At 43.6% G+C, this 26,011-nt stretch carries 22 protein-coding genes; 7 read left to right on the forward strand and 15 right to left on the reverse strand.

Going from position 1 to position 26,011, the window contains the following annotated elements:
• Positions 1–284 precede the first annotated feature (284 nt).
• From IWT5_RS00300 to IWT5_RS00320, 5 genes are all read right to left on the reverse strand, one after another.
• Positions 285–1,235: a DMT family transporter gene (locus tag IWT5_RS00300; RefSeq protein WP_089107961.1), complete on the reverse strand. Its 951-nt coding sequence runs from the start codon at positions 1,233–1,235 to the stop codon at positions 285–287.
• Between the two features lie 259 nt (positions 1,236–1,494).
• Positions 1,495–2,244: a hypothetical protein gene (locus tag IWT5_RS00305; protein WP_089107962.1), complete on the reverse strand. Its 750-nt coding sequence runs from the start codon at positions 2,242–2,244 to the stop codon at positions 1,495–1,497.
• Positions 2,237–2,950, reverse strand: a complete 714-nt coding sequence (locus tag IWT5_RS00310) for an ATP-binding cassette domain-containing protein (protein WP_089107963.1) — start codon at positions 2,948–2,950, stop codon at positions 2,237–2,239. The genes IWT5_RS00305 and IWT5_RS00310 overlap by 8 nt, the downstream gene beginning before the upstream one ends.
• On the reverse strand, positions 2,928–3,317 hold the full coding sequence (locus tag IWT5_RS00315; RefSeq protein ID WP_089107964.1) for a GntR family transcriptional regulator: 390 nt from the start codon (positions 3,315–3,317) through the stop codon (positions 2,928–2,930). The genes IWT5_RS00310 and IWT5_RS00315 overlap by 23 nt, the downstream gene beginning before the upstream one ends.
• A 1,819-nt stretch (positions 3,318–5,136) precedes the next feature.
• On the reverse strand, positions 5,137–5,727 hold the full coding sequence (locus IWT5_RS00320; RefSeq protein WP_159459240.1) for a hypothetical protein: 591 nt from the start codon (positions 5,725–5,727) through the stop codon (positions 5,137–5,139).
• 245 nt (positions 5,728–5,972) lie between these two features.
• On the opposite strand from IWT5_RS00320, the gene IWT5_RS00325 reads away from it, so the two are divergent.
• Complete coding sequence (locus tag IWT5_RS00325; RefSeq protein ID WP_159459241.1) at positions 5,973–7,733, forward strand: choline/carnitine O-acyltransferase; 1,761 nt, start codon at positions 5,973–5,975, stop codon at positions 7,731–7,733.
• Positions 7,734–7,808: 75 nt separating this feature from the next.
• On the opposite strand, the gene IWT5_RS00330 is transcribed toward IWT5_RS00325, so the two are convergent.
• Positions 7,809–8,462: a matrixin family metalloprotease gene (locus IWT5_RS00330; protein WP_089107967.1), complete on the reverse strand. Its 654-nt coding sequence runs from the start codon at positions 8,460–8,462 to the stop codon at positions 7,809–7,811.
• A gap of 607 nt (positions 8,463–9,069) precedes the next feature.
• Entirely contained in the window at positions 9,070–9,723 is a 654-nt protein-coding gene (locus IWT5_RS00335; protein ID WP_089107968.1) for a matrixin family metalloprotease, read from the reverse strand.
• A 1,100-nt stretch (positions 9,724–10,823) separates the two neighbouring features.
• Between IWT5_RS00335 and yaaA the strand changes: the two genes are divergently transcribed.
• Positions 10,824–11,573, forward strand: a complete 750-nt coding sequence (yaaA, locus tag IWT5_RS00340; RefSeq protein ID WP_089107969.1) for a peroxide stress protein YaaA — start codon at positions 10,824–10,826, stop codon at positions 11,571–11,573.
• Positions 11,574–11,575: 2 nt separating this feature from the next.
• Here yaaA and IWT5_RS00345 read toward each other — a convergent pair whose 3' ends face one another.
• On the reverse strand, positions 11,576–12,163 hold the full coding sequence (locus IWT5_RS00345; protein ID WP_089107970.1) for a TetR/AcrR family transcriptional regulator C-terminal domain-containing protein: 588 nt from the start codon (positions 12,161–12,163) through the stop codon (positions 11,576–11,578).
• 170 nt (positions 12,164–12,333) lie between these two features.
• Here IWT5_RS00345 and IWT5_RS00350 point away from each other — a divergent pair, with 170 nt between their 5' ends.
• Entirely contained in the window at positions 12,334–13,629 is a 1,296-nt protein-coding gene (locus tag IWT5_RS00350) for a threonine/serine exporter family protein (RefSeq protein WP_089108161.1), read from the forward strand.
• Between the two features lie 230 nt (positions 13,630–13,859).
• Here IWT5_RS00350 and IWT5_RS00355 read toward each other — a convergent pair whose 3' ends face one another.
• The 3 genes from IWT5_RS00355 to nhaC form a co-directional block, all read right to left on the reverse strand.
• Complete coding sequence (locus tag IWT5_RS00355; RefSeq protein WP_089107971.1) at positions 13,860–14,987, reverse strand: AI-2E family transporter; 1,128 nt, start codon at positions 14,985–14,987, stop codon at positions 13,860–13,862.
• Between the two features lie 263 nt (positions 14,988–15,250).
• A complete protein-coding gene (locus IWT5_RS00360; RefSeq protein ID WP_089107972.1) occupies positions 15,251–15,481 on the reverse strand; it encodes a cytochrome b5 domain-containing protein in 231 nt (76 codons plus the stop codon).
• A 74-nt stretch (positions 15,482–15,555) separates the two neighbouring features.
• The gene (nhaC, locus tag IWT5_RS00365) at positions 15,556–16,947 is read right to left on the reverse strand and encodes a Na+/H+ antiporter NhaC (protein WP_191981265.1); all 1,392 of its coding nucleotides are present in this window, start codon (positions 16,945–16,947) and stop codon (positions 15,556–15,558) included.
• A gap of 477 nt (positions 16,948–17,424) precedes the next feature.
• On the opposite strand from nhaC, the gene IWT5_RS00370 reads away from it, so the two are divergent.
• The 3 genes from IWT5_RS00370 to IWT5_RS00380 are packed head-to-tail and all read left to right on the forward strand — an operon-like array spanning position 17,425 to position 19,859.
• Positions 17,425–17,979, forward strand: coding sequence for an NAD(P)H-dependent oxidoreductase (locus IWT5_RS00370; protein ID WP_089107974.1), 555 nt, complete (start codon positions 17,425–17,427; stop codon positions 17,977–17,979).
• 58 nt (positions 17,980–18,037) lie between these two features.
• Positions 18,038–18,883: an oxidoreductase gene (locus tag IWT5_RS00375; protein ID WP_089107975.1), complete on the forward strand. Its 846-nt coding sequence runs from the start codon at positions 18,038–18,040 to the stop codon at positions 18,881–18,883.
• A 10-nt stretch (positions 18,884–18,893) separates the two neighbouring features.
• Positions 18,894–19,859 carry an aldo/keto reductase gene (locus IWT5_RS00380; protein WP_089107976.1) on the forward strand — a complete coding sequence of 322 codons (966 nt, stop codon included), beginning with the start codon at positions 18,894–18,896 and terminating at the stop codon, positions 19,857–19,859.
• A gap of 536 nt (positions 19,860–20,395) precedes the next feature.
• On the opposite strand, the gene ahpF is transcribed toward IWT5_RS00380, so the two are convergent.
• The 4 genes from ahpF to IWT5_RS00400 form a co-directional block, all read right to left on the reverse strand.
• A complete protein-coding gene (gene ahpF / locus IWT5_RS00385; RefSeq protein WP_089107977.1) occupies positions 20,396–21,949 on the reverse strand; it encodes an alkyl hydroperoxide reductase subunit F in 1,554 nt (517 codons plus the stop codon).
• Complete coding sequence (ahpC, locus tag IWT5_RS00390; protein WP_089107978.1) at positions 21,949–22,512, reverse strand: alkyl hydroperoxide reductase subunit C; 564 nt, start codon at positions 22,510–22,512, stop codon at positions 21,949–21,951. Before ahpC ends, ahpF begins: the two co-directional genes overlap by 1 nt.
• 237 nt (positions 22,513–22,749) lie before the next feature.
• On the reverse strand, positions 22,750–22,902 hold the full coding sequence (locus IWT5_RS00395) for a hypothetical protein (protein ID WP_191981268.1): 153 nt from the start codon (positions 22,900–22,902) through the stop codon (positions 22,750–22,752).
• A gap of 6 nt (positions 22,903–22,908) precedes the next feature.
• A complete protein-coding gene (locus IWT5_RS00400; protein ID WP_089107980.1) occupies positions 22,909–23,163 on the reverse strand; it encodes a GlsB/YeaQ/YmgE family stress response membrane protein in 255 nt (84 codons plus the stop codon).
• 214 nt (positions 23,164–23,377) lie between these two features.
• On the opposite strand from IWT5_RS00400, the gene IWT5_RS00405 reads away from it, so the two are divergent.
• Positions 23,378–25,900, forward strand: a complete 2,523-nt coding sequence (locus IWT5_RS00405; RefSeq protein ID WP_089107981.1) for an AAA family ATPase — start codon at positions 23,378–23,380, stop codon at positions 25,898–25,900.
• Positions 25,901–26,011 lie beyond the last annotated feature (111 nt).

Raw genomic sequence — 26,011 nt, forward strand, 5'->3', positions numbered from 1 at the left:
AGGGACCACGTTGTCCGCTGGTGTTTTAACCAGCCAGACAGCCCAAGCGTTTCGCCTAGCTGTCTGACCATTAGTGATAAGTGCCATGCTAATAGCAACTTCTCTAACTAACTGGTTGATAGCCAGGCTGGTTAAAGAAGAAGAAAAATCGCTGTGAAGTTGAACTTAAACGATTGATCAGCATTATATGGCACTCCCTTCGTTGTTTATGAGGGTATTTTAACAATATAATGAGAGATATGCAAGGAAAAGTTGTAAGATACTGAGAAAATCTCGCTAAATTATTAATCCTGGACAACTTTTTCATTGATTTTCAGTGTACTGGCCGCGACGCTCTTTGCCCGTCCTCGCTGTAACAAGTAAATAGCGACGATCACGAGTATTGAGCCTAACACTTCTACCCAGCTGATTTGCAGTCCTAGAAAAACCACACTTAAAATAAAGGTCATCACTGGCTGAGCGGCATCCACGATACTGATCACATCTGACGGTGCATAATGACTGCTGATGAGTAACAAGCCGAATGGTAAAATAGTGCCAAAAACAATGACAGTAAGCATCGACAATATCAGGGGTGTTGTCATTGGCGGCGTATTGACCCAAACCGGCTGATGGAGATTAAATAATATACCAGCAATCAGTGTCCCCCAACCCAGTATCAAAATGGGTGACCCACCGGCTTTAACGATTGGCCGGGGTAACGTCACGTAAAGGGCTGCGGTGATACCGGAACCAATCCCCCAGATCAGTGCGTTTGCTGGGATCGCAAGTTGCGACACGTTGCCCTTCGTAATGGCTAAGAAAACACCCAGCATTGAAACTGCAAAGGCAATCAAGTCACTGCGATATGGGATCTGATGTTTAAAAGCCAAACCGCCAACCACAATAAATAAGGGACTGAGATATTGCAGAATAGTCGCCGACGCAGCGTTGCCCTTCTGCACGGACATGTAAAACGTCAGTAAGTTCGCACTTAATCCCAATACAGCGTAGGCGAACAATGAGCCAGCTAACCGCCATGATTTAAAGACTTCAAAAACGTGGCCTCGAGATGTAAACGTCCCAATAAGCATCAGTAGAACACCCGCCCCTAAAGTCCGTGCTGATAAAAACCAGGCAGCTGGAATATGCTGGTTTTGCGAAATATATTGCAGGACTGTGCCAGAAATGCCCCACATAATTGAAGCAAGCAAGGCTAACAGAATTCCTCGTGTAACGTGGTTTTGATTGTTCATGTGCAATTCTCCCCAAAAGTTAAATCTGTATTTTATCAGAATACTAAATCATTATGAAAGGGCTATGGGAATACGGAAAAATTAATCCTAGTATCTGGTGTACTTATCTCATAATTTATATCTGATTTGATATACAATTCGAATTTAAATCATCACGCTGATTAATATTAATGAATCACACCAAAAAGGATCGATTACCCGTCAACAATTGACTGATAATTGATTCCTTTTCTTTACCTATCATTTTGCACTTTAAAAACTATTGAGCAGTTTCAACGAACTTATGCATTAATAGAATGTTGGCAACAATTTCAAGCGCAGCTACTAAAACAAGGACACCTAAAAGCGCAAGTATTGCTCCCCATCCTAGTGAGAGGCCGTTCATCAATGTGCCATAGATTTGGAAAAAGACCGCTCCCAAACGAATAATGGCAAAACTGATGACGATATATAAGATGCCCCGAATAATTTTTTGACGGCCAATTGGCAAGAACGCGTCGATGCTGAGCATAATCAAATGAATCAAGGAAATCGTCGCCCAAGCCATTATGATTGTAGCTAGTACAATTCCAAATGCGACGACGATGGTAGTAGCAATCCGATTAGAACTCGTGCCAAATCCCGTTACACCCATAAAACGATTACCAGTTATCCAGCTAACAACCAGCTTCAGAACTAGCTGAACAGCCATAAAGTATAGGAGACCAATTAAGGTGGTGCAGAGGTTGCTTAAATATATTTTAGTATCGCTAGCTGGTATCAAGCGGATAGCATCATTTTGATAAACGTCTTCGTTAAACTTTGACAGCCTAATAAAGGCCACCAAAAATGCCAATGAACTCCAAAGACTGGCGAAAGACTGCAGATCAGCTGCGCGGTACTCCCTATTTAAAACGACCGTGTAGATTTCAGTTGCAACGATTGCAATGAGCATTAATAAAATAATTCGGTTTAATGATTTAAATCGATCCCGTAAGAATGCGGGAACCAACGATGTAAACTTAGTCATTCGAATCAGCCTCCCCATACAAGCTTTCGTAGTAGTCCTCAATACTCTGACCACTTTCTTCACGAATCGCATCAGCAGCCTTGTGGACCGCCACGGTATTATCCTTAATCACCACGATTTCATCCAAAATCGGTGCAATCTCAGAAACATAGTGATCGCTGATGATCATCAGTGAGTCAGCCGGTTTCCACTGGATAATACTATTAATGATTTTCTTTCGACTCATACTATCGATCCCACTAAATGGTTCATCAAGTAAATAAACACTTGCCTGGCGAGCTAATGTTAAACTGATAACTAATTTTTCCCGAGTCCCTTTTGATAAAGCAGATAGCCGTTGCGATTCATCCAGGTTTAAAAACGAACTCATTTGATCATACTTCTGCTCATCAAAATCTGGATAAACACGTTGACAGAAGCTTTTAACTTCCGTGATCTTTAAGCTCGCTGACAAGCCCCCTAACGGATTACTAAAACTAATCAACCTTTTGCGCGTTGGCAGAGCCGTTTCCTCATTAACTGAAACCATCCCCTTGGCGTTTTTTGCAACACCAGCAATCAACCGCATTAGTGTGGTCTTACCGGCACCATTTTCTCCCAATAGTCCAACGATTTTATCACCGGAAAGCGTTAAAGAAACATCTGTTAAAATCTTTTTCAGGTTCCTGCGATAGGTCAAATTTTCAATTTTTAGCGTTGTTGTCATTTGAATCCCCCTGCCCTTCAATATATGCCGTTAGCTCATCAATCATCTGTTCATCACTGATCCGTAAGCGATGAAGCTGATCGTAGAGTTGTTTTAAATATTGAGTAATCAGCCGTTCCCTTAACCGCTCAATAATTTGCGGATCGTCAGTCACGAAGTTGCCACGGCCACGTTGTGAAATCACTACTCCTTCGGCTATCATTTCACGTAATGCCCGCTGAACGGTATTAACATTAACAGTTAACGAAACGGCAAGCTGCCGTACCGCAGGGAGCTTATCGCCTGGTGCCAACTCGCCCGCAATAATTCGATCATAGATAACCGTTTTGATTTGATAATAAATGGGTACCTTGTCGTCAAATTCCATCTTAGAGCCTCCTTCATGTGTACTAGCTTTCTATTACACTATATCACTAACACAAAATAATTCAACCAAATTTGTGGCAGTTAAGCCAAAAACATTTTGTAATAAAATTGTAACAATTAAATTTAGCGTTAGATTAGCGAGATATTTTAATAAGACAGAAGCGGTAAAACGTCCAATTATTATTAAGTGAAGAAAGCGCCTACAGATGGGCAACATCAACAACTATCGTGCTATTAAAACTGCTCTTTTTTCTCTTATGTACATTTGAAAAATGATGATGATCAGTCCCATTAACAATTAATTTTTTTGTAACATTTCAAAAATTGTTATGTCATCTTCACACTTTCTTCACATTTACGAGTTATCTTATGACCATAGCCTAATATCTTAATAAAGGTATTAAGTGAGCTTTTTCATTTTACTCCTCCAAAGTAAAATTTATATTTCCGTGAACCCCATCACGAAAATGCCTACTCCTATAAGATCACCCTCCCCCGGGTGGTCTTTTTTTTACGCAAAAAAGATTCGCTTGATAAGTCTAGAAGGACTATCAAGCGAATCTTTTATTTTGAATCAAGCTGCCTATATGGCAATCTGGTTTCCACCACTGACATATCAAAGTGAGAGTACTCGATCATCTAACCGAACTTTACATATGCGCCAAGAATAAGAAACCAGTAAACAACATGCTTCTCCCCAGAAGCACACCGTCAAAACTGTGCGGCCTCCAACCACACTTAGGAGAGTACTGCTTACCAGGCGTCCAGAGCCTTAATCATAACCCCACGTTATGATTAACATTAATGATTAGCGGGCTTTCTCGCAGATAATGCATTAATCAAGAGCAGCACTTGCAACGATCACAGCAGGCTTTTTCATCTCCTCACAGACTTATTAAATCATGAATCCCCCGAAGTTAATAAGTCGTGTTAAGAACAAAAAAGACCCATTCATTCGGCCAGCAATTACGCCTCCGAGAACGGGTCGTGTCCTAGCCAACGCTAGAACTGAGCAGTTACATTTGATTTTCGTTCTTAAGTATACATATAAACTATCACATAGTTGATATAATAGCAACCATTTAGCAACATATTCTTTGAAATAAAAGCAGTTTTTGAGCTGACCGCTTAACACCTCACTGAGTGGCTCAAAGGAACTCTGGCTTGAGGTAAAACGATTAACCTTGCGCTATAAATGCACTTATCAAGCGAATAAGCCACTCTAAAAGTAGCAAAAAGCAGCTACCCGATGTGGCAACTGCCTCAATCAATTCAATTGTTCATGATGCTCATGCCGCTATTTGTTTCTTGGGTGTCGTAATAGTTAAACAGTACACAAACTAGTCGTGTTTAAACCCTCCCCTGGTTCAACCATTACGTGTCGGGGTACACCCTGCTTTTTCAAAGCTACTTCCTCCACAATCAAACCTATTTAACAACTCTACACAAGTGTCTTGACTTACAGACAAACGATGATGAATTGCGACGTTCATTAGATTCCAAGGCTTACTTTATCCCTCCTCACATAGCCAGGCAGATTTAATCAAGCAAAGCCCCCTTGCTTGATATCCTAATTGGAATCGTCTAGCTTATGCTTTAATATAGCGATAACGATTGCCTAAGTCAAACATTTTCACCTGATTCTTATAAAATATTTGGAAAGTGGTTGGATGATTAATTATGTCCCACAACACTTGCATACCAGATACTAGTGGATTCAATTCGTTAAAATTAAGCAATTATTAGTTTACTTTTTTATAAAAAATTACATTCTTATATGATGAAAATGCAATTTGTTTGTTTTTAGTTATAACAATTCTTTAGCTCAGCCAGGAATCTAACCAAAACCGTTTTTGAGTAATCACTTCCGCAGCTGTGGCACCGATCCGATGGATGTCCTTAGCGTGAGCATTTCGTTCTACTTGTTTGACAAGCTCAGCTCGTTGACCCTGATCGTCAATCACCCACTTTAAGGCATCCATGCTCGACATAATTTCAAATAAGTTCAAGGCAGCTAAATCAGTAGAACTTGCACTGATATTTTCAATTAGCCAACCTTTCGCCTCAGAACGTGCACTGTCTGTTGGCTCATAAATAATGTGCGGCTTTAAATTATTTTGGAAAACGACCCGCTGAACCTGATTGCTAGCCAGTAGCTCATGACCAATGCCATCATAGATTTGATTAGCAATATCCCAACTAGTAATCGGCTTCAACGCGTTTTCCAAGCTATCATCCTCGGCTAAAGCTGCAGTCAATTCCTTAGTAAAGATCGACAGATACGCTGGCAATTCAGCCGTTTCATCAATCCTCACCTGATCCTTGCTCATTCGAATCACTTTTTGAGCCATCAAATCCAAAAAGGCTGCCAGGACAAAGTAAGATTGGCTAGTAAACCGCGTTCGTAGCATCGGTTTCTTACCAATTGCTTCAGTGAGCAGTAAATATTTTGATGCAGTTATCAATACCACTATTTCCTCACCCTCTTAAAACCAGAATAACACCTCACCCGTTTAACGAGTAAGAGAAAGTTTAGTTCCATGACGAACCTGTATTAATATGTCATAATATGGCTCACAAACACAAATTGTGAATTTTCTTTCTATTATATATGTCGGATTACTTTGTTTGAACGTCAATGAAAGGACATCTGCAAATGAGTGAAAAATATACCCTTGATTTATTACGGTCTTTACCGAAACAACCACTCCCCAAACTTGAAGAAACGCTTGCTCTTCTCACCGAATGGTCTCAGCCCTTCCTGGGAGTTTCTGAGCAAAAAAAATTAGCGGATCAAACCGCCGCGTTTAAAAAGGACGATGGTCCCGCACTGCAAGCGTTGTTAAAGCAACGCTGGACGGAAACTAATGCTAATTGGCTGGTTCCTTTTTGGCGTCAGCAAACGCTCATGACAAGAACCCCTTTACAGGCGACGTCTAACTTTGCATTGACTGTTGAACCAGCTCGACTGCCAAATTTGGATCAAGTCACCATGGCGGCTAAACTGCTGCAAAACTTTGCCGATGAATACTTGGCCTATATCGCAGAAGAGGTTCCTGTTGATACTGATGAGACGAGTAAGCCTCTTGACATGAGCAGCTACCAATACTTCTTTCGGACACAGCGACACCCAGGAATTGGCCGCGACCATCTGCAAATGACTCGACAAGCAACCAAAAACGTTGAAGCAACCGTCATTTATCACCATACGCTATACCAGATACGCTTAATTGATCACGCCGGGAGAGTCTCAACCCTGCACTCACTGACCGAAGCGCTCAATCAAATCATCGAGAACCCCGATACTGACACATTCTTTGTCGGCTCATATACTGGCTTACCCCGCAATGAGGCTGCCAAATTACGGCAGTTGCTGGCTATTAGCGAACGCAATCAAGCTAATCTAAGGCGGGTTAGTGGCAGCTTACTGGTGTTGACACTACTAGATTCGTCTCAGGCTATAACGGCACCATCAGCCCTTCTCGGCCCTCTGGATCGATTATTCGATAAAACGACGCAGGTTATTGTTGCTTCTGACGGACAAATCGGCTTTGCCTTTGAACATAGTCAGATTAATGTCCAACCAGCTATAAGCTTAGCAGACAAAGTTGTGAATCACCTGAGCCAACCGGCTGATCAGTGGGATAGCAAGGGCAAACCGCATTTTCAACAACTCGATTGGCAGCTCGATCACGACATCAAAGAAGCATTGGCCGCAGCTGAAAATCAAAATGTGCAACTCGCTGACCAATTAACCTTTGCTTCTACTACTGAAATGGCGTTTGGGACCCAGCAGCTTCAGAAATTAGGCGTTGATCCTGATGCCTTCATTCAAATTGCCCTTGCTCTCACCGAATATCATACAACTGGTGAATGGCGAACGGTTGCTGAATCCGCTTCTTTGCGTCAGTTCTATCAAGGGCGAGCTGAAAAGTTTAGCTCAATCAGCCAGGCAAGTAAACAATTTATGAGTGCCTTTACCGCTGGCCAGCGTGATGCCGCCACAAAGCAATTATTTGATCATGCTCTCCATGCACATCAAGACCGGCTAAAAAACGTTCAAAAGGGATTGGGAATTGACTCCCACCTAGCGAGTTTAAAACTGTTAATGGCTCAGTATGGTGGCCCATCAGTTTTCCCAGCAGCAGCCACCTTCTTTCAGTCGCCTTTTTTAACCAAATTTTTGACCGACTATTTCTCAACAATCAATCTTTCTGAACAGTTAGATTTCAACTTCATTTTTCCACCAACTAGTCCGAATGGTTATGCCATCAGCTATAAGTTGTATCCTGATCAAGTGGCCCTCGCCGTATCCGCATGGACGGCAAACGCTTTTGAAGCTGACGAACTGCTAACAGACTTTAAAGATAGCCTTGATACCTTATTTGCTTGGCTAGCAGCTTTCGAAAACGATTAATGACATTTTAATCCAGAAATAAAAAATATCCATTCCCCCCGGAATGGATATTTCATTTCTAATTTAAATTGGTTATTAACGGTAACTGTGTACCAAACCATTAACATCAGGCTTTGATACGGATTGATCTCTGGTAGCGTAATACATCACACTGTGCTTGCCGACGTTATGTTCTAAGCCTAAAGCATGGCCTAATTCATGTTCGGCAACGTTGGTCCGTTCACCTTTTGAATAGTGGTAACGGTTGGCAACGTTGGTGTAGACGTAAGATTTGGCGCTGGCCATCACAGCCAGGCCGTTCATTGTTTTATCGTTAAAGTATGACGAATAAGTGATCCCAACGGTTGAATCATTTTTACCCATTGGTGAGTTTGCATTTGACAAGGTAATGTCTGCTTTACCGGAAGTCGCAACTAATTTAACCACGCCGCTACGGTTCCAGGTCTTAACAGCTGAACTCCAAACGGACTTGTAATAACTTGATCCGCTGGCGATTTTATAGGTGATTGTGGTGGTTGCCCAACGCTTAGCAGCAGGTGTCAAACTGGCTTTACCAGTGGCAGCGCCGCCATCAGCTTTGGCAGTGCCAAATGAAACGGCTGTTTTAACAGCTTCTGTAGCATCGGCATCAGTAACAACCTTTGCGCTGGCGTGACTTGGTGTAGCAAAACTCAAACCTGCAACGACAGCAACAAATGTCAACAAAGTACCCATTAAACGATTATTCATATAAACTGAAAGTCTCCTTATATTCTAAAGTGTCTCGACAATCAGCTTTTTCTATCAAAATTCTCCAAAAAATATAACACACGAGAGAGAGTCGTGTTTGCGTCATACATAAAATTACTAAACCATGTTACGGTGAAAATTAAATCGTTGTTCCCATGTTGATTATTGACCCCCAATAACCAACGCAACGAGGATGACTATAGCACCCCCTTTCAGTAATTACCATTACAGTTATATTACAAAGGAAGCGGTGAAAATAATTATGTGAAACTGTTATAACATTAAAAACAAGAACCATAACCCCATCATATAAGGCTTTATACCCCCTATTTAAATCGTAAAAGTGCGGTTGAAAACAGTTACATTTACATATCATTCATTTTGAATTATTTTATTATTTAAAAAAAAAGCAAAATATTGGCTGTTTTTGGAACGGATTATTATAAGTGTCCTTTTCTATCAAAGCACGTTTGTTTGGAAAATAGCCCCATATTCATTAGTTGATTTTTATATGAAAACGTTACTTTCATTTTATGGGCATGATCTAAAAGACAAAAATATCCATTCCCCCCGGAATGGATATTTCATCTCTAATTTAATTTAAAATTTAGCGATAACTATGTTGCAAACCTTTAATATCAGGCTTTGATACAGATTGACTTCTGGTTGCGTAGTACATCACGCTTTTTTTACCTACATTATGTTCTAAACCTAATGCGTGACCAAGTTCATGTTCAGCAACATTGGTCCGTTCAGTTTTAGAATAGTGGTAATGATTGGCAACGTTGGTATAAACGTAAGATTTAGCACTAGCTAAAACGGCCAAACCATTTAAAGTCTTATTATTATAATATGACGAATAAGTAATCCCAACAGTTGAAGAGTTGCTACCCTGTGGTGAATTACTGTTAGACAATGTGATGTCAGCCTTACCAGATGTAGGGACAAGGTGGACAACACCACTGCGGTTCCAGGTTTTAACAGCTGAACCCCAAACGGACTTGTAGTAAGAAGTGCCGCTAGCGATTTTATAAGTGACTGTTTTTGATTGCCAACGCTTTGCAGCTGGTGTCACACTAGCTGATCCTGTGGCTGAGCCGCCATCAGCTTTTACAGTACCCAGGGACTGAACCGTCTTAACACCTTCTGTGGTATCGGCGTCAGTCTTTAAATGCGTATCATGATGACTTGGAGTAGCGAAACTCAAACCTGCAGCGACGGCAACAAATGTTAACAAAGTACCCATTAAACGATTATTCATATATACTGATAAGTCTCCTTAAATTCTAGAGTGTCTCGACTATCAGCTTTTTCTTAAAAATTCTCCAAAAAATAACACACGAGAGAGAGTCGTGTTTGTCATTCATAAAATTACTAAACCTGTTGCTATAAAAATAAAACCATTATTTCATCGTGTCACTTATTGACCCCCAATAATTAATGCGACTGAATGACTATACCATCAAGCTTTCTAGAATACAATGACAAATTTATTACAGAAACTTTATGAAAATGAAAATATGAAATCATTATAACGTTGGGTGTTATACTCAAAATGACTGTCTGAATAGGCTTTTACCGACTTTGTTTATTTAATAACAAATAGATGTAAACAGTTTCATTTGCAATAATTTATTTCCGAAAATAGATGGCTTTTTTTAAAATTTTCGAATAATTGTGAATTTTATAGACACTTGATCACGAGATGTTCCATTTGATTTTTGAGTCGAAACCAAAATTTAGCCACAAAAAAACGTCCAATAATCAATTATTGGACGTTTTTTAATTAGAAATGAAATATCCTAACCTTTTCAATGCCATATCACTGTTATATTTTCATCAAAGGCTTGAAGGAGACATCAACAAGCTCCTGGTTACTCGTTTACCTGATACGAACATGACCTGGATTCGCTCGACGATACATGCTTGTACCATCTCACTTGTAATAATCTATATTACTGGGGGTCAACTGATGTTTTCATCAGAATAAGTTAATTGGGGGGAATTAACTTAGCAGGGGTTTGAAAAGCTTCAAACCGAAAAGGTCAACTAAACCGAAACCTAATCAAGAAAAAGTCCCAGAAAGCACAAAAACCCGGTCAGGTCTCTCTCCTGTCCGGGTCGTGTCACTAGAAAAGAATCCCTAGTGCTGAGCATTTTTATTTAATTAATATTTCGCTTTTTTTAAGACAAGAGTTATTATACATAATCTATTTAGTTTGTGCAAGTCCTTTTTCCAATTTTTTTTATTTTTCTCAATAAATAGACAAATTCACTTGATATTGCATCTTTCCCTCAACTCCATTAAGCTTGAGCTAACGCTATTTTAACAGTGTTTAATTCACCTACTAGGAGACTGATATGCAAATTATAATTGCGCCAACCAAAAAGATGGTCGTCAATACGAACGACTTTGACATTCAGAATATTCCTGTATATATAGGAAAAACTCGTCAAATTCTTAAGGCGATGCAACGCTTAACTTATGACCAAGCCCAGAAAATGTGGCGCTGCAGCGATAAATTAGCACGGGAGAATTACGACTGGTTGCAGCAAATGCACCTGGATAATCAACTAACACCCGCCATCTTAAGTTACACCGGTATTCAGTACCAGTATATGGCACCCGATCTTTTCACTGCGCCCGCATTAAATTACGTTCAAAAACACTTACGCATTCTTTCCGGGTTCTATGGTATCCTCCGACCGTTTGACGGCATTATTCCCTACCGGCTGGAAATGCAATCAGCACTGCAAGTTTCTGGCACTCATAATCTATATGAGTTTTGGGGCGACAAATTATATCAGGCCCTTCAATTTAGTCAGGGATCAGTCCTAAATTTGGCTTCACAAGAATACGCGAAAGCCATCATTCCCTTTATCCAGCCGAATGAACACCTAATAGACGTCGTTTTCGGTTCAGAAGTCGCTGGTAAACTCAAAATAAAAGCCACGTTAGCCAAAATGGCACGTGGTGAAATGGTACGCTATTTAGCAGAAAATGACATTAATGATGTCGCTGGCGTGACTCAATTCGATCATCCCGACTGGCGCTTTGATACTAGCCGTTCTACCGATGATCAATTAGTATTTGTTAATACTGAACGCTAGTATTAAGCGATTTCGGTTCTTTTTTGATAACGGTCGATTCGTTTTGTTCGTAACAGAAAACCGTTGATGCCGTCCTCTAAGTACGCTTTCAAATAGTGATACTCCTGCTGTAAATCAACGTTGCCTTGGTAATAAAGCCAGTCCTTTAAGGAAAGGAATAGCGTACCGCCCAGCGTTTTTTGCAGAAATTCACAATAGCGAGTATCAATACTAACCCGTTCATTTTTACCCAGACTCGTAAAGATTTGGCCGACCATTGTCCTTAAATGGTCAATGATAACCTCTTCTGGTGCATTTTGGACATCCAGTTTTAAAACGTTTTGGTAAAAGGAGCGGTTATGGTCGAAGTAAGTCAGCATCGACAACAACGTTTGCGGCCAAAATCGATAATTACCGCAGTACTTCACCGCTGCTTTAACTTCAGTAGAATAGATTTTGGCCAAAACATCATATTTATCACGGAAATGATCATAAAATGACTGCCGTCGCATCCCAGTAACCGCCATGATGGTTGTCACCGTTATCTTGTCAAACGGCTGGGAAACAACCAGTTCTTTCGTTGCTGCCATTATCTTTTCTTCAGTTGTCATGACATTTCTCCTTTCACCTGACACAACACTACAATAACATATCAGCGTTAGCTTGTGATAATGGGTCACTCATGTCTATAATGTAAGAAGTTTATTTATTGGAGGTTTTTATTAAGGTGACTGAAGAAGGAAAACAATCTGAGCGCTACGTGCCATCAGATCAGCATCATATGGCGATTCCCTGGCAGAATTTCGCACCAAACCAGGACACGCCAATCAAGCAGGCACGCGTCAAAGCCCGCGCATCCATCGTTGGCCGAATTGGGATCATGATGCTTTCCTGTGGTACTGGGGCCTGGCGTGTCCGTGACGCAATGAACACCGTTGCCCGCGTGCTGAATCTGACCTGTTCTGCAGATATTGGCTTAACGACCATCAACTACACCTGTTTTGATACAGGACACAGCTACTCCCAAATTTTGGCGCTGCCTAATACCGGCGTAAATACGGATCGGCTGTTTGTCCTCGAAACATTTGTGAGTCAGTTTGATCAAAAATACGGCGATTTGACACTTAATCAACTGCACCGTAAATTGGATAAAATTCAGCAGACACCCGGCCATTATTCTCCTATCGTTAAAGGCCTAGCAGCCGCGATTGCCTGTGCTTCCTTTATTTTCTTGCTGGGCGGCGGCTGGATTGAAATGTTCTGTACCTTTATTGGCGCTGGCATTGGGAACTGGGTCCGTGGTGAAATGGGCAAGCGAAAGCTCACCACCATTTCAGGTATTGCTGTCAGTGTGGGCATTGCTGAAATTACGTACTTCCTCGCTTTTAAGGGGTTACAGTTCTTTTATCCCATATCAGGTAACCACGAGGCAGGATACATCGGCGCCATGCTGTTTGTGATTCCAGGGTTCCCCTTTATCACCAGTTTCTTGGATTTATCAAAATTAGATATGCGTTCTGGCCTTGAACGGCTGACATATGCCATTATGATCACGAGTGTCGCTACCCTTTGTGGGTGGTTAATTGCCCTCATCGTTAATTTCCAACCAGAAAACTTTGTGCCACTCGGTTTAAGCCCTATCATCCTCCTACTGCTGCGTTTGCCAGCAAGTTTCTTCGGGGTGTACGGTTTCTCCATGATGTTTAACAGCTCGCAAAAACTGGCCATCACTTCTGGGTTAATCGGCGCGGTGGCAAATACGTTGCGTCTGGAATTAGTCGACTTTAATACGATTCCCGCTCCTGCCGCCGCTTTCTGCGGTGCGTTGGTCGCTGGCCTATTGGCTTCAATCATCAACCGAACAAACGGTTATCCAAGAATTTCTTTGACGGTCCCTTCGATTGTGATCATGGTCCCCGGCTTGTTTATCTATCGTGGGATCTATGATATTGGACTCAATGAAATTGGTAATGGCGCCCTATGGCTAACTCGGGCAGCCCTAATTATTCTGTTCTTACCACTAGGCTTGTTCGTTGCCAGATACCTGTTGGATAAAGATTGGCGACACTTTGATTAGTGCGTGAAACAACTCGTTTAGATACCAGTGCGTGGAACAACTCGTTTAGATACCAGAGTGTAAGTGAGTTATAGGTTGTATCCCCCGTCCTTTGGGGGATACGGCCTATAATTTACTTACACGGCCGGTATCTGAGTTGTGGAACGCGATTAGTCTATATAAAAGTAATGAACCAACAAAAAAAGCGCTAGAATGATCATAGAAATCATTCTAGCGGTTTTAGTTTGAGGTCATTCCTTCAAAATACCCTCTTTTTTAAACGTTGCATTGCGCATTAATTTATATAGGGTCGCCGTAATGGGAACTGCCAGCATCATACCGACGATGCCAGCTAATCCGCTGCCGACGGTAATCGCTGCTAACACAAGAATTCCGGGTAGGCCAATGGTGCCACCAACCACTCGAGGATAAATGAGATTACCTTCGATCTGCTGCAAAATGATGATGAACACCACAAACAAGATGGCTTTAATCGGTGAAGTAACAGCGATCAACACAAAACCGACCACGCCACCGATCCAGGCACCAATCATTGGAATTAAGGCGCTCACACCGACTAACGCACCAATTGACAGTGCATCTGGAAATTGGAATAACAGCATCCCCAACGTGCATAACGTCCCCAGAATAAAGCCTTCCAAAACTTGTCCGGCAATGAAGCTGGAAAACATTTTATCGGTCACACTCAGAACGTAATGAGTTTTAGCCACCAATTTTGCAGGTAAAAAGTCATCCATCAACCGATTGAGCCAACCGCCGATCTTTTCCTTACCGCTAATGAGATAAATTGAGAAGACAAATGCTAAAACAAAGTTAAATAGACCGGAAAAAATACTGCTGAAGATATTCACTGTCGAACTGAAGAGACCAGAAGCGCCAGCCGTCAAAAACTTAGTTGCTTTAGCCTCAATTGATTTCCAATTAAAAGAAGACGTGGCATCCGTAATACGCTTGCTAATGGTGTGCTCCTGGTCAATTCGATTAAGCCAGTGTGTCAAATCGTTGACGGTACTTGGCACCGTTTTAAAGAAACTATTGATAGCCTCGATAAATTGCGGGATAACCAACCGCATGACACCAGCTATAATCAGCACAATGATCAATAGCGCAAATAAAATCGCCAGTGGCCGACGTAACCCTTGCGCCCACTTCTGACCGGCATGCGGCCACAACCACTTCTCCAATTCACGGGACAGCAGATTCACAGCATAGGCCATGACACCGCCTAATATCAATGGATTCAGCACTGATATGAGATTCCCAATCGCTCCGAAAATCTGTCCCGGATAAACCAGACAAGCTAAGAAAAGGGCGACCACAACAGTACCCCATACAAATGATTTCTTAGATATGGTCATTTAGCACCTCCATAAGCCATTTAATTACTTCTAGTTTACCTTATTTAGACAGAAATTTCTGCAATGATTGGTGATTGTTACATTGCCGAAACGCGTTCCACAACTCTGATTTCGGCCATTTCGTTGCGGCTACATTGCCGAAACGCGTTCCACAACTCTGATTCCGGCCGTGTAATACAAATAAAGCGTGGTTCCCAAACCCAGGAACCACGCTTTATTTGTATTACACTCTGGAATCAACCCGAGTTGTTACACGCTCTGCTCTAAATTAATTTCCCCACAACCGGTAACTTGGCCAGCACACTCTTCTTGTGTGGTGAAGCCATGATGGCCTCAGACAAGTCCTTACCAGCACCATTTCCATGATGTTCGCCGTTTGGCCATGCAGCCACATTCGTTACATCATAAATCGTGCCATCAATTGCAACATATGCCTTATGACCATCTTTACCATCATATTGCTTGAGTTCCTCTTTAGTTAAGTTCTCTGCCATGAGTCATCCGTCCTTTCGTTTATCTACCGTAAGTGTACCATTTATCATCTAAATAGTCAGTTAAATCGTCATCATTATGCCTGTACTTCCGCACCTTCGGCCTTCACGTGAAGCCCAATACCGGTAATGCCGCTGAGCAATGACATCACTGGACAAAGTAAGCTGAAGAACACGAATGGCAGGTATGACATCGTTGGTACACCCAGCGTGTTAGCGAGGAAGACACCGCCGACACCCCAAGGCACCAAGTAGTTGAGAACCGTCCCGCCATCTTCCAATGTTCGGCCAAGAGCTGAACTTTCCAAACCACCGTTATTAAAGGTCTGTTTAAATGAACGGCCAGGTAAAATGATGGATAAGAATTGTTCCCCAACAAAGATGTTGATACCAATGCAGGTGGCTAACGCCGCAGTCACTAGCTTAGCGTGTGAATTCAAATGAGCAGCTAGCGGTGTCATCACGGCACTGACTAACCCGAAGTTGACCAGTAGACCACCTAACGAAAGTGTCAGGACGATCAACGCTACCGTTGGCATCATACTAACAATGCCGCCCCGTGACAACAGCAGATTAACTTCAGCGTTTGACGTCTTGGCTACGAAACCGTTGGTGATGATATTGCTGGCTTTAGTGACGTTTAACGCAGGATTATTGATAAACATCATAACAGCTGATACCAGTACGTTTAATAACATGGTTGGAATAGCAGCCATCTTGAAGCCGGCGCAGACAAACACTAGGACGATTGGAATAAGGGCAACCCACGAAATATGGAAATCCTGTGTCAGTGCGGCAACCGTCGTATTAATTTTTGCGAAATTAGCCTGATTATGACCAAAGCCAAGTAAGGCAAAAACCACGGTTGAGATGGCTGCTGCGGGTAACGTGGACCACAAAATAGTTTTCATGTGATCGAATAAATCCGTATCCACCACGGCAGCGGCCAGGTTATTGGTTTCTGACAACGGTGAACATTTATCACCGAAGATACCACCGGAAATAACCGCGCCAGCAACTAAGGCGGGGCTGAAGTTCATCGTTACACCGATACCAAAGAAGGCAATTCCCACGGTGGAAACAACGGTGAAACAGCTGCCAACCGCAGCACCCACCAATGAACAAACCAGAAAAACGGTTGGTAAGAACCATTGGGCACTAATTGCTTTAAAGCCAATCACCATCAATGTTGGAATCGTCCCAGCAGCGATCCAGGTACTGATCATCGCACCAATCAAGATAAAAATCACGATGGGAATGATCCCCTTATCAATCCCGTCTTTAATCCCGTGATTGATATCATCCCAGGATAGGCCCTTAAACTTGGCCCAGAAAATCGTTACTGTAATGGCCAGTAAAACAGGCACTTGTGGTGACAGACCTAACCGAATCACCCCTAACCCCATGATGGCTAGGATAATGACCAGCATAATAATGGCTTCTCTTAAACTTAATTTGATTTTTTGCATAATATTGATCTCCCTTTTAGTTGTTCGTTATGACATCCGACCTGGTCGATCAATATCGTGTCATGCCACCGCTAGTTGTTCTCATAAGAATGCTCCTCCCAAATAAAAAATCGCCCCCATTGCATCATTGCAACAGGGACGATCAGACTCTACCGTGGTACCACCCAAATTGTGTACGTTATCGTACACCACTCACCAGAAGATAATGGATTCTAGCGGTAACCATCGTCGACGTCTACGTATTTCGTCAACTTTACCCTGATTGGCTCGCAGCAACCGCCAACTTTCTGACACCCAGATAAAGCGCTACTTGTTTGTAAGTCCAACATTAAATATTAATTAAAATTATAACCATAATTTTGGAGAATGCAAGCCGTACGGTAAAATTAATCTAACGACCACCGCTTAATTGCAAGTTATTGACCATCAATCAACCCGGTATAAATGATATGATAATTGTAAAGGAAGTGGGACTTGATGCGCATTTTACTGATCAATGGATACACGCCGCACCCCGATGCTGGCGGTAAGTTGACCCAAACCCTAGTTGATATCAGTCGAGAAAAACTCTCTCCGCAAAACGAAGTGAAAGTCACGGCAATCACAACTTATAAAGCCAGCGAAGAAGCCGACAAGTTTCGCTGGGCAGACTTAATTCTGCTGTACTTTCCGCTTTACTGGTATGCCATACCGTGGGGATTGAAGCGTTACATCGATGACGTCTTCGCTCTGCACCAATTTTACGATACTGACGAAAACGGTCAGCCAGTGGCGCTAATGCCTGGCAAGCAGTTTGGCTACGTCACCACGCTGGCGGCAGTCGCTGACACTTACGCGCCAGGTAATCCGCTCACTGAAGGACTGACCGTCTCAGATTTACTGAGACCGTTGACCGTCACTTTCCGCTACGTGGGGATCGAACCCGCCACGCATTTTCACAACTGCATCTTCTATGATGTCTACAATCCGAACGTAATTCAGCCAATCAAGGCATCACTTCTAGCTGAATTGTCAAAATTAGATGATGAATGACTCAAAAAGTGATCAAATGAACTAAAATGGAGTTAGCAACTTAAAAGGAGTAAATCATATGGCAAATAAAACATGGCTCATCACGGGAACCTCGACTGGTTTTGGTCGCTCACTAGCTACTTTACTGGCACAAAAGCCTAATCTCAACCTGGTAGCGACTGCCCGTCACACAGATCAGCTTGATTACTTAGATCAATATGATCATGGGCAGATTCAAAAACTGACACTAGATGTCACTAACCAAGATGAAATCAACCAAGTCGTCAAACAAGTTAACGACCGTTTTGGTAGCATTGACGTGCTTGTCAACAACGCTGGCTTAGGTTACTTTGGCACCTTTGAAGAAAGTGACCGCGACGCCGTTGAATACATGTTCAATGTTAACGTTTGGGGCTTAGCTGATATGACTCGGGCAGTATTACCCACTATGCGTCAGCAACGCAGCGGTGTCATCGTCAACTTCTCATCGATTGCGGGCCTCTTCTCATTTCCAACCCTTTCCTTCTATAACGGCACCAAGTACGCTGTTGAGGGAATGAGCGAATCACTGGCACAGGAAGTGAAGGATTTAAATATCAAAGTCCTACTGATCGAACCAAGCGGTTTCCGGACTGATTGGGCTGGCCGTTCTTCACAAAAAGCCCTGCCAACCACAACCGACTACCAGCAATTTGCTGAATCAATTGAACAGAATAACGCCAACGCGCATCATGAAGCTGGCGATCCGGATGCAGCTGCCGAAATCATTTACGATCAAGTCACTAACAACTACGCACAATTACCATTGCGCTTACCTTTGGGTAAATTTGCTTCCGACATGGCCATCGATAAGTACACCAAGTCCTTAGCAGGCTTCAAACAAGTGCGGGATATTTCGGTCTCTGCTGATCAACCAGAAAAATAGGAGTGTATATATGAAAACAGTCAAATTAGGTAACAGTAATTTAAACGTTTCTCAAATCGGCTTAGGGACCATGGCGTTTGGTCGGTGGATCTCAGAAGCAGACTCAGATGCAATTTTGGACCATGCTGTAAACAGTGGGATTAATTTAATTGACACCGCCGATTACTATGGACCCGGTCAAGACGAAAAACCGGCTTACGGGGACGGCACCTCCGAAACCATCATTGGTAACTGGCTTAAACGCAACCCAAGCATCCGTTCAAAAATCGTGCTGGCAACTAAGGTGGGGTCGAATACGAACCCAGTCATGAGTAATCCGTCATTATCACGTGACCACATTCTCCAACAGGTCGACTCATCTTTGGAGCGTCTGCAAACCAACTACATTGACTTATATCAAGCACATTTATTCGATAACAACACCCCGTTAGCCGAAACTTTAACCACGTTAAGCGGGCTGGTCGATGAAGGTAAAATTCGCAGCTACGGCGTTTCTAATTACACTGAGTATCAACTGACACAAGCACTGGCCATTATCAAAGACCGTCGTTTGAATCCGCTGACTTCTCTGCAGAACCGCTACAATATTCTCAGCAAACACGATGATCAGGATGTATTAAAACTGGCTCAGCGCTCCCACGTGGGCTTCTTAGCATACAGTCCACTGGCTCGTGGCGTTCTCACAGGTAAGTACCTAAACGGTGCCATGCCAAGTAACAGCCGGGCCGCACATGGCGAACCGTTGATTAAAGAGTACTTCAACGACGACGATCAGCAAGCCGTAGAAAAATTAAAGGCAATTTCAGATCAAACCGGCACGCCAATGTCACAATTAGCATTTGCGGGTGTCCTTTCAGTACCAGGTATCACCACAGCACTGCTAGGCGCCAGCAAAACCAGCTACATTGACGATGCAATTCAAGCTGCTGAACTGAAACTCCCCCAAAAAGTAATGGCCCAGCTTAAATCATTGTAAACTCAAATCAATCAAGACAATCGAAATGCCGATCGCGGATAACTCCGTGACCGGCATTTTTGGATGCGTCACCCACTCAGTAACCGTAGGCGTCCGCGATTGAGCTGGCTGTGAAGGTGGTGTTAGGGCTGCACGGGACGACATTTAAGACACGCGGGCTGCGCGTGGCTTGAATGCGAGGTGAAAGACCGCTTTTCAGGCTTTCAGCGGTCCCCAACAGCAGACCGAAACCCGGACGCCGAGATGACCGTCTACTGCCAGCGGAAGTAGCCAACGAATTAAATTTTTAGTTTAGAATTCACCATTAACCGTAGGTGCCTGTGCTTCAGTTAGTTGTGAAAGTGGTGTTAGGGCTTTAGCCCTTACAGCACGGGACGACATTTAAGACACGCGGGCTGGGCGTGGCTTAAATGCGAGGCAAAAGACAGTGGCTTTTGCCGGTCCCCACAACAGACTGAAGCACGGGTCCCGAAGGTGGCATTAAAAAAGTCATGGTCTACTTCCAAGGAAAGTAAATCATGACTTAAATAACATCATTAAGCGTTAACCGAAACCTCACGTGCAAGCGCATCAAAAGCGCCGAGGGCTGCGGTAGCGCCGGAACCCATGGAAATGATGATCTGCTTGTAAGCAGAGTTGGTGCAGTCACCGGCAGCAAAGACGTTAGCTAAACTGGTAGCGCCCTTATCGTTAACGATGATCTGCCCTTGCTTATCCATATCCATGCATTCGGATAACCAGCCTGTGTTAGGAACCAAACCAATTTGAACAAAGATACCGTCAACGGTTAATGACTTGGAATCACCGGTTGAACGATCCGTGTAAACTAAACCATTGACCCGGCCATCGCCTTCAATACTGGTAGTTTGGGCGTTGGTGATAAGCTCAACGTTAGCCATGGACTCAGCCTTTTCAACCAGCACAGCATCCGCAGCAATCTTCGGTCCGAACTCTAGCACGGAAACGTGTTTAGCAATCCCAGCTAAGTCGATTGCGGCTTCAACACCGGAATTACCGCCACCAATAACGGCAACGTTTTTGCCCTTGTATAGCGGTCCATCACAGTGAGGGCAGTAAGCAACGCCTTTATTGCGAAATTCTTTTTCACCTGGCACACCGATATTCTTCCAGTGCGCACCAGTTGCGATAATGACCGTTCGCCCTTTCAGCGTGGTATCACCCTTTAATTGAACCTGAACGGGTGAACCTTCAGTCAGACCAGTGACCGTTTGACCGTCGATCAGCGTAACGTTGTACTTCGTCATTTGCGCTTGAATGTTTTGCATCAGCTGCTCACCCTCGATGTAGTCGGTACCGATCAAATTCTCAATACCAACGGTTTCAAGGGGCTGGCCGCCAATATGATCAGCGACTACCGCAGTGGATAAGCCTTTACGGGCTGAATAGATTGCGGCTGAACCGGCAGCGGGACCGCCGCCAATGATCAAAACATCATAAGTCTTGTCAGAAACATCATCGTTAACTGCAGCAACGGCGGCTTTCCCCTGTGCCTTGTTAACCAGCTGTTCCAACGTTGCGCGGCCGTTGTGCCATTCTTCACCGTTCAAGAAAACGGTTGGCACGGCCATAATATCGTTAGCTTCTGCTTCATCCTGGAACATGCCGCCTTCGATCATGGTGTGGGTAATGTGCGGATTCAGCAAACTCATAATATCTAACGCTTGTACCACGTCTGGACAGTTATGACAGCTCAAGCTGGCAAAGGTTTCAAAGTGGAGGTCCTGGTCAATTGCCTCGATTTGTTGACGGACTTTCTCTGAAATCTTCGGTGCGTGACCGGAAACCTGCAAGAGTGCCAATACGAAGGACTCGAATTCGTGGCCTAGTGGAATCCCCGCAAAGGTAATCCCAGAAGGTGCTGCGCCCTGAGCGTCCAACGTGAAGCTGGGCTGGCGTTTCAGTGAACCTTCAGCGATCGACAGCTTAGGTGACAAGGCCGCCACTTCATTCAAGAAGTCGCGGACCTTAGTACCATTTGCCGAGTTACCAGCGTCTAACGTAAAGACCACTGGTTGCTGAAGCAACTGTAAATAACTGCTCAGCTGTTGTTTTAATTTGTCATCTAACATTAAATCTTACCAACAAGATCGAGGCCTGGGGTTAAGGTTTCTGAACCTTCCTTCCACTTAGCAGGACATACTTCACCTGGGTGGGATTCAACGTACTGACCCGCTTTAATGCGGTCGATGTATTCAGCAGCGTTCCGACCAATGCCGTCAGCATTGATTTCTAGTGACTGAACAACCCCGTCTTTGTCCAAGATGAATGTCCCACGTTGTGCGAGACCGGCTTCTTCATCGAAGACGTCGAACATCTTAGCTAATTGATGAGATGGATCACCAATCATGGCGTATTGCAATTTACCCACAGCATCCGATTCATCATGCCATGCCTTGTGGACAAAATGAGTATCTTCAGACACTGAGTAAACTTCAACGCCTAAACTTTGTAAGGTTTGATATTGATCTTGTAAATCTTCCAATTCGGTTGGGCAGACAAATGAAAAGTCAGCTGGATAAAACATCACAACGCTCCAGTGTCCCTTTAGATCTGCATCGGTAACATCGATAAACTCGCCCTTTTGATAAGCCTGTGCTTTAAATTCTTCAATCTGTTTTCCTACTAAACTCATGTTCGAAAACCTCCTTAGAATTTGCTACAAGTTCATTGTACAATGTAATGATTCTAATTTAAAGGGTAAATTAGAATCTTTCTAGATTTCTGAGACAGATTGTTCATTTAGTTGTATTAATAACTTTACTCGATTTATCAAGTAAGTTGTTAGCGGTTTTGATTTCTCTTCCATTTTACCACCTAACCCTGTCAAAATAAAAAACCGTACTAACTAAGTACGGTTTTTGATTGTTGATTACCGGTGCAATTTCTTTTGAATCGCGTCACCGATCGAATCAACTTTCTTAGCTGCAAATACCGTTCCGCCAACGAGAACGCCGCCGACGATCAGAGTACTGGCAACCATAAATTTAAATACGGATTGAATGGCATCCATGCTATCAGCCACCTTTCATTAGGCCTTATCTTTTCGTAGTCCTAAAACGATCGATACGATTACAACCAGGATGACAGCGCCGATTATCGAAGGAATCAGTGCCATCCCCGCTAAGCTTGGACCCCAAGTACCCAGTAATGCCTGACCTAGCCACGCACCTAATAGTCCGGCAATAATATTCGAGATCCAGCCCATGGCGGCACCGTGGTTCGTGATTGCTCCTGCAATTGCGCCAATAATCGCGCCAACAATGAGTGACCATAATAAACCCATAGTAATACCTCCTTATCGACTTAACTGACCATCAATTTTCTATAATCCCAGCATAGCAAATACTGTGTATTGAACGCTACAAATATGATAATTATTTTTTTATGTTAATCATCATTATTGATTTATGTTACTTATTTTTAACCTGTCTATTTTAATCAGAATCAATTTTACGTTAGAATAGAACCATTCAATAGACAGAAAGTCAGGTGCTCACGTGGTCCAACCAATTGATCATATCGAAGTTCGCGGCGGGAACGTCAATAACCTGAAAAACATCGACGTTGATATCCCGTTAAATAAATTTGTTGCCATCTCTGGCCCTTCCGGTTCCGGTAAGAGTTCGCTTGCTATGGGAATTCTTTACGCTGAAGGCTCCAGACGATACTTAGACGCCCTATCCACTTACACACGGCGCCGAATCGCGCAAAACAAAAAATCTCAGGTTCAATCAGTCAAACATATACCATCAGCACTAGCACTGCGACAACGGCCGACCATTCCTTCAGAACGCTCTACGGTAGGCTCCCTAACAGAGGCCTTTAACGTCGTTCGTCTAATCTTTTCTCGACTAGGCTCTGTCGTGTGTCCCAACGGTCACCGACTGCCACCGACAATCGAAATCGCCCAAAAGATGGATTTGGCCGGCGATGACATGGGCATGATCACCTGTCCAACGTGTGGCGTCCGGTTTATGGCTAACGGTGCCGAGGATTTTTCATTCAATTCCACTGGCGCCTGTCCCACTTGTCACGGACTGGGCGTTGTCAGGGAATTAGACGAATCTAAACTGATTGGTGACGAGAACCTTACCATTGACCAAGGGGTAGTGGGTTCATGGCACTTGCCCGGCCGAAATTTCATGCCCAAGGTCGTGGCTACTTTGGGTGTCCGGACTGATGTGCCTTACAAAGAACTGTCAGATAAGGAAAAAGAAATCGTGCTTCACGGTAAAAAAGAAACCCATCCGGTCAATATCAGTTCTGGTACTGGCCGAGTGTTCCACATGGACAATGCACTGTACGAAAATGCCTATGCTGCTGTTGAAGATTCGCTGGAGTCAGTCACTAGTGAACGTTCAATTGCTCGAATCAACCAGTTTTACCACTTCTCAACCTGTCCGACCTGCCACGGCTCCCGGATGAATCCGGAACGTTTGAAGCAGTTAGTCGGTGGCAAAAACATCGCTGAAGTCGCTGACATGCAACTCAGTGATTTAGCCAAATGGGAAGCTGACACTAAGGCAGCTTTACCCGCTGACATGGCTTCATTAGCCAAAATTCTTTTTACTGAACTGGATGATAATTTACGCCCATTACTTGAGTTAGGTTTGGAATACCTTAGCCTTTCTCGTAGCGGTAACACTTTGTCTACCGGTGAATTACAACGAATCCAGCTAGCACGGACGTTGCGGACCGAAACCACTGGGGTACTCTATGTATTGGACGAACCCTCCATTGGTCTGCATCCCGATAATATTAAGGGATTGATCAACGTTTTCCGTCAGCTGATCGCTCAAGGTAACTCTCTGGTGGTTGTCGATCATGAAGTCGATATCATTTCAGCCGCCGATTGGGTGATTGAAATCGGTCCTGGGTCTGGTGATGAAGGCGGCCAAGTCATCGCGCAAGGTACGCCAAATCAATTAGTGGCCAATCCCAAATCGCTCATTGGGCCATTCATCTCCGGACGAGCGAACATTTTGCAAACCAAGCACTCGGCTAAGAAGCCGACGGGCCAGTCTACTCACGTTAAAATCAGTGACCATTTCAACTTGCATCACGTTGAAGCTACTTTTCCGGATAATAAAGTGACTGCCATTACTGGTTTTTCTGGTGCTGGTAAAACCAGTTTGATCATCGATTCGCTAGTACCCGCCATTCGAGCACAAAAACAGCACCAGCAATTACCGCAGCAAGTAAGTGCCTTGACCACGGATCTGCAGGATGTTGTCAGCGTGGATGCTAGCCCAGTCGGTAAAAACGCCCGCTCAACGCTAGCAACTTACACCAATATCATGAACGCCCTGCGGCATATGTTTGCCGACCTGCCTGAATCAAAAGCTAAGGGGTACGGCATTGCTTACTTTTCTTACAACAATAAGCAGGGTGCCTGCCCAAACTGCGGAGGCCTGGGAAATATTACTTTGGATATCCAGTACCTGCCAGATATGGAAGAAGTCTGCCCCGTTTGCCATGGCACTCGGTATAAGGACGAGATTCAGCAGATTAAATGGCATGGTTATTCTATCGTCGATTTATTGAATTTATCCGTTGAAGAAGCCATCCCCGTCTTTAAGGACGTGCCGCGAATTGAACATCAGTTGAAGCAACTCAAGGAAGTCGGCCTCGCTTACCTTCACTTGGGTGAAAGCACCCCAACGTTATCTGGCGGTGAAGCCCAGCGGTTGAAGCTGGTCTCTCACCTGACCAAGAAGCAGGCTGGTACCCTATTCGTTTTCGATGAACCATCGATCGGCCTGCATCCGCTAGACGTACAAACCCTGTTGCAAATCATTGACCGCCTACGCATCAATGGTGCCACGATCCTCATCATCACCCATGACGTGGACTTGATGCTAAACGCCGATTATCTCATCGATATGGGGCCTCGCGGTGGCGCTGCTGGCGGGAGAATTGTGGCTGCTGGGCAACCGCTAGAACTGGTGAAAAAGCCAACTAGCTTGACCACCGAATATTTGGCAAAGCATTGGCAGAAATTCGGCAAGCCCGAAAATTAATTTTGTTTTGACATATTCACTTAATTGACTATGTCGTCTAATTGATGATAAACTCATTATGTAAGTGAAAGACGTTCAAACGTCTCTCACTGTAGAGCCGTTAATGACGGC

Source organism: Secundilactobacillus mixtipabuli, assembly GCF_002217925.1.
GTDB lineage: Bacteria > Bacillota > Bacilli > Lactobacillales > Lactobacillaceae > Secundilactobacillus > Secundilactobacillus mixtipabuli.